The 5,444-nt window shown below is 38.2% G+C and carries 4 protein-coding genes and 1 pseudogene; 1 reads left to right on the forward strand and 4 read right to left on the reverse strand.

Annotation, left to right across the window (positions count from 1 at the left end; genetic code table 11):
- The 4 genes and pseudogenes from UC75_RS20555 to glnA form a co-directional block, all read right to left on the reverse strand.
- Window positions 1-263: pseudogene (locus UC75_RS20555) on the reverse strand (alpha/beta hydrolase); the annotation flags it as partial.
- Window positions 264-375: 112 nt separating this feature from the next.
- Window positions 376-1,254, reverse strand: a complete 879-nt coding sequence (ubiA, locus tag UC75_RS07050) for a 4-hydroxybenzoate octaprenyltransferase (RefSeq protein WP_009389888.1) — start codon at window positions 1,252-1,254, stop codon at window positions 376-378.
- Window positions 1,251-1,760: a chorismate--pyruvate lyase family protein gene (locus UC75_RS07055; RefSeq protein WP_049837137.1), complete on the reverse strand. Its 510-nt coding sequence runs from the start codon at window positions 1,758-1,760 to the stop codon at window positions 1,251-1,253. Before UC75_RS07055 ends, ubiA begins: the two co-directional genes overlap by 4 nt.
- A 126-nt stretch (window positions 1,761-1,886) precedes the next feature.
- Window positions 1,887-3,302 carry a type I glutamate--ammonia ligase gene (glnA, locus tag UC75_RS07060; protein ID WP_171056845.1) on the reverse strand — a complete coding sequence of 472 codons (1,416 nt, stop codon included), beginning with the start codon at window positions 3,300-3,302 and terminating at the stop codon, window positions 1,887-1,889.
- A 731-nt stretch (window positions 3,303-4,033) separates the two neighbouring features.
- Between glnA and UC75_RS07065 the strand changes: the two genes are divergently transcribed.
- Window positions 4,034-5,444, forward strand: a 1,411-nt coding sequence (locus tag UC75_RS07065; protein WP_416202202.1) for a peptide MFS transporter, incomplete at its 3' end; no start/stop codon positions are given.

Raw genomic sequence — 5,444 nt, forward strand, 5'->3', positions numbered from 1 at the left:
TAACCATCTTTAGGCTGAGTCGCTTTGGGGAACAATACCAGTGCTGAGGCAGTTGCTGTTTTTCCTTGAACATTTGCCATGTTATAAGTCATTACTTTAATCGTTGAAGCATTATCAACTTGATCTATAGCGTAATTACTTTCAGACAGATAGGTTTTATCAGGGTTTACGCCAACATAGTCATCATCATTGTCATTACATGCTGCAAGAAATAATGTTGAAACCGATAATGTTATAGCTAAAGCAATTTTTGACCGTTTCATAGAATATCCTTTTTTATGTATTATTTATTCCGCATATTTTTTTATGCACGAATATTAAGACATAAAAAAAGTGCTCTGCATAGAACACTTTTCAACCTTGCGGTCATTTTTACTATATGAAATTTAAAAATATTCCTAGAAAAATGATTAATCCGACCCAGCGATTGTGACGGAATGCCCAAAAACATACTTGAGGGTTGCGGTCTTTGGTTTTAATTGTTTGATATATAAAATCGAATGCAACAACAATTAAAGCAATGATCGCCCATGGAAATAAGATATTTTCTAAATACAGTGCAGCCCCAATCAAAACAAGGCTGGTTGCCTGTAAGAGTGCAATAATCTGGATGTCATATCGACCAAAAAGAATAGCAGTAGATTTGACGCCAATCTTTAAATCATATTCACGGTCTGTAATTGCATATTGAGTGTCATAAGCCACTGTCCAAGCCAGATTACCAAAATAAAGTAGCCAGCAAGTCAAATCTGGAGTTTTACCTACCGCAGTAAAAGCCATTGGAATTGACCATGAAAATGCCGCACCCAAAAAGACCTGTGGTAAGTTGGTATAGCGCTTCATAAAGGGATAAATGAACGCTAAGAATAATGCCCCAAATGACCAGTAAAAGGTTTCAATGGGTAAAAAGAACAATAAACATGCGCTTGCTAAAACGAGTACTAAGAACACATATACTGCTTCTCTTGCACGAATCACTCCAGTTGCAAGCGGACGCGTTTTAGTACGCTCAACATGAGCATCTACTTTACGGTCTGCAAAATCATTAATAGCGCATCCAGCGGCACGCATAAAAATGACACCTAGAATCATGACAAATAAAATACCTAAATCAGGTATTCCTTTTGATGCAACCCAAAGCGCCCACATGGTTGGCCAGAAAACCAGTTCAGTACCAATTGGCTTATCAAATCGACATAGATAATAATAAGCTTCTAATCGCTGACGCCATGTTGTGCTTGTTGCAGTCGTCATAGTAATTCCTTGTCGTGCTGCTGATTTAAAAAAGCTTCAAAAGCCGGTAAGAATGTTTCTTGAACAATAAATTTACACCCATGCCAAGTATAGCAACTTTGTCTTGTCCAACCTTCTGGCAAACGAATGACACGGCGGTCACAAAGTGGTGTTGTTCTTTGAAATAGAAAAAAGCCAATTGGTTTAGAACCAATGTGCTGAAATATACGCGCTTTTTTTTGTAAACTTTGAATTGGAAAAATACTTTTTGCTTTCACCCATGGATCTTCTTCACAGCCATATAAATAGGTTTCCCTTACCCACGAAGTGTGAGCATGAGACATCTTCATCCACTGACTATCTGCAAAAGTTAAACGCTGAAAATGTTCTTGAAAAGGCTTTACACTGAATTGGCCACCGCCAAGTTCAGTCAATTGTTGGGTCAATGAACCAGACGCATACAACCATGTTTTCAATTCAGGATTTAAAGTCTTTTCCTGTTTAAGTACTGGTTGTCGTTTACGCATAATCTGCTCACATGAAAACTCGCACCTAGTTTACCCCAATTTTTTGATAAAAAACGTAGAGAATTCAATCAACATTCCAAGCAATAAAAAAGCCTGCATAAGCAGGCTTTTTTATGAAAATATGTATTACAAGCTGTAGTACATATCGAATTCAACTGGGTGAGTAGTCGTGTTAAGACGACGTACATCTTCAGTTTTAAGTTCGATGTATGCATCAAGCATTTCTTTAGTGAACACGCCGCCTTTTAACAAGAATTCGTGATCTGCTTGAAGTGCTTCAAGAGCCATATCTAAGCTATGAGCAACTGTTGGGATTTTTGCTTCTTCTTCTGGAGGAAGATCGTACAAGTTCTTATCAGCAGCTTCGCCCGGATGGATCTTGTTTTGGATACCGTCGATACCAGCCATTAACAATGCAGCGAAACCTAAGTACGGGTTCATCATTGGGTCTGGGAAACGAGCTTCGATACGCTTACCTTTAGGGCTAGAAACGTATGGAATACGGATAGACGCAGAACGGTTACGTGCTGAGTAAGCAAGCATGATTGGCGCTTCGAAGTGAGGAACCAAACGCTTGTATGAGTTTGTAGATGGGTTTGTGATTGCGTTCAATGCACGAGCGTGCTTGATAACACCACCGATGAAGTACAATGCCATTTCTGAAAGGCCTGCATATTCATCACCAGCAAACAAGTTCTTGCCATCTTTAGAGATAGACATGTGAACGTGCATACCAGAACCGTTATCACCTACCATTGGTTTAGGCATAAAGGTTGCAGTTTTTGCATATTGGTGAGCAACGTTCCAAACAGCATATTTGAACTGTTGAACTTCGTCAGCTTTACGTACAAGTGTATTGAAGCTCACACCAATTTCTAACTGGCAAGAAGCAACTTCGTGGTGATGTACTTCTACACGGCCTGGGCCCATGATGTCTTCGATTTTTGCACACATTTCTGCACGCATATCTTGTGAAGAATCAACCGGAGGAACTGGGAAGTAACCGCCTTTAACACGTGGACGGTGACCAGAGTTACCAGACTCGTAATCTTTACCAGTAGACCAAGCAGCTTCTTCAGCGATTAATGTATGACGAGCGCCAGACATATCGATGTCCCACTTCACTTCGTCAAATACAAAGAATTCTGGTTCTGGACCAAAGAATGCAGTATCACCGATACCTGTAGATTTTAAGTATTCTTCTGCACGGCGAGCAATCGAACGTGGGTCACGCTCATAACCTTGACCAGTTGAAGGTTCAATAACGTCACAAGTCACAACTACAGTTGGTTCAGCAAAGAACGGGTCGATGAAACCAGTTTCTGCATCTGGACGTAAAATCATGTCAGATGCTTCAATGCCTTTCCAACCAGCGATTGAAGAACCATCAAACATTTTACCGTCTTCAAAAGTATCTTCATCAATAGAATCAGCTGGGTAAGTTACGTGCTGTTCTTTACCCTTAGTATCAGTAAAGCGAAAATCGACCCATTTTGCGCCACTTTCTTGTATGAGTTGAAGGACCTTGTTCGCCATGCTCATTTTGCTCCAATGAAATTTTGTTGCACTTGTTAAGTGCGTGTTAATTGCTGGTATTTATATAGCAATTCTCATACCAACTTTATAAGACTTACCTAAAACATTGAATTGCTTATAACTATCTATGATTTAGGTCCCTTGTCTTGAACCCATTATACTGTTTGCATAGTTAAATGCACCATATTCAGACATTTTCAAATTATTGCATACAAGAATAGCTCGCAATCGCCCTAATTTAGTGCAAAATTGTTGCGCCAATATGAATCATCGCATCAATATCTAACAGTCCTTCATGATCATAATACTTTCTCATATAGAAAGCTGACTTTCTTATTACAATGAATGAAAATAATAAAAGATGACTTATAAAATTTTAACCTTTAGCTGCCTCTTCTATATCTATCCATGCCTTTGCCAAAAGCTCTAACGCAAATATCACTTCAAAGAACAGTTCTCAAAAATTTAAAAAAGTCAGCGATCGAATCATCCCCTTACCTCAATAAATACTAAAGTTTTATAAAATTAGTTTTCTTTCGCTTATCAAGTTATCTGCCATGAAACAAGTTTTGATCAGCTTTGGTGCAGTAAGAAATTAAAGGGATTTTTTACCATTTGTTATATACCTTTTTTATACATGACCAACTTGCTTTTCAATTTAAAAAAATCTAAAAAATAAAACATAACTTTTTTTTATAACTAAACAAACTAAAAGTTTGGCTTATTAAACTACAAATATGTTCAAAGGATTTGAAATGAAGCATGAACTCGAACAATCTGACACAGCTTTTTTCGGCCATCCAAAACCCTTAAAAACTTTATTTTTTACAGAACTGTGGGAAAGATTTTCTTATTACGGAATTCGGCCCTTACTCGTTCTTTATATGGTTGCGATGGTCAATGATGGTGGTTTAGGTCTTGACCGTCCTACTGCCGCCGCAATTGTTGGGTTATTTGCAGGCTCTATGTATTTAATGACCGTTTTAGGTGGTTGGATTGCCGATAACTGGTTAGGTCAAGCACGATCCGTCTGGTATGGCTCCCTCATTATTGCATTAGGTCATTTATCAATTGCGCTTACCCCCATCTTTGATCAATTCTTTTTTTATTTCGGCTTAGTCCTTATTGTTCTTGGATCAGGTTTATTTAAAACCTGTATTTCAGTGATTGTCGGAACATTATATAAAGCTCAGGATAGTAGACGAGATGCCGGCTTTTCCATTTTTTATATGGGGATTAATATGGGGTCGTTTATTGCCCCGCTTATTACAGGTATATTGGCTCGTGATCATAGCTGGCATCTAGGTTTTGGGATCGGCGGCCTTGGGATGTTAGTTGCATTACTTATTTTTCGTGTACTCGCTATTCCACAGCTACAAGCTTTTAATCAATTGCGTCAGCAAACTGACAATTGGAATAAACCTGTCGTAGAAAATAGAAATGCGCCAAAAATTGCTTTCTCATTTTTACTATCGGTTGCAGTCGTTATTGCTCTTTCTTTCTTTGGCGTTATTCATATCAATCCAGTCGTGGTAGCAACTTATTTAACAGTTGGAATCGGCGTTGGAATTATCGCTTATTTTATCTATTTATTATTTTTCCTTGGTTTAGAAAAACATGAAAAATTTAAAATTATTATCTGCTTTGTCTTATTAGCAACATCAGCTCTTTTTTGGTCTGCCTTTGAGCAAAAACCAACATCTTTTAACCTATTTGCACAAGATTACACAGACCGTATTGTTTTCGGATTTGAGATTCCAGCAGTATGGTTTCAATCAATTAATGCGCTCTTTATTATTATTTTTGCCCCAATTGCAGCATGGCTTTGGGCTAAACTTGGTAAGTCAAATAAAGACCCAAGTTATATCAGTAAATTTATTATTGCACTTTTACTAGCAGCAGGCGGTTTCTTGTTGATGTCATTTGCAAGCCGTTTTGCTATTGCTGGTGGATTAGTTTCACCATTTTGGTTAGTAGGTACTTTATTTCTACTTACTATCGGAGAATTGTGTTTAAGCCCGATTGGCCTATCTACCATGACTAAACTTGCACCTGATGTCATACGTGGTCAAATTATGGGTCTATGGTTCACAGGTTCAGCTTTAGGTAATCTTATCGCTGGTTTAATTGGCGGGCACGTATCGGCGG

Origin of the sequence: Acinetobacter sp. V2, from assembly GCF_001188385.1 — a bacterium.
In the GTDB taxonomy this organism is placed as follows: Bacteria; Pseudomonadota; Gammaproteobacteria; order Pseudomonadales; family Moraxellaceae; genus Acinetobacter; species Acinetobacter oleivorans.

Bases quoted from the DNA above. Each gene is read 5' to 3' on its own strand.
- ubiA (WP_009389888.1), bottom strand. From the start codon at position 1,254: ATGACGACTGCAACAAGCACAACATGGCGTCAGCGATTAGAAGCTTAT.
- UC75_RS07055 (WP_049837137.1), bottom strand. From the start codon at position 1,760: ATGCGTAAACGACAACCAGTACTTAAACAGGAAAAGACTTTAAATCCT.
- glnA (WP_171056845.1), bottom strand. From the start codon at position 3,302: ATGAGCATGGCGAACAAGGTCCTTCAACTCATACAAGAAAGTGGCGCA.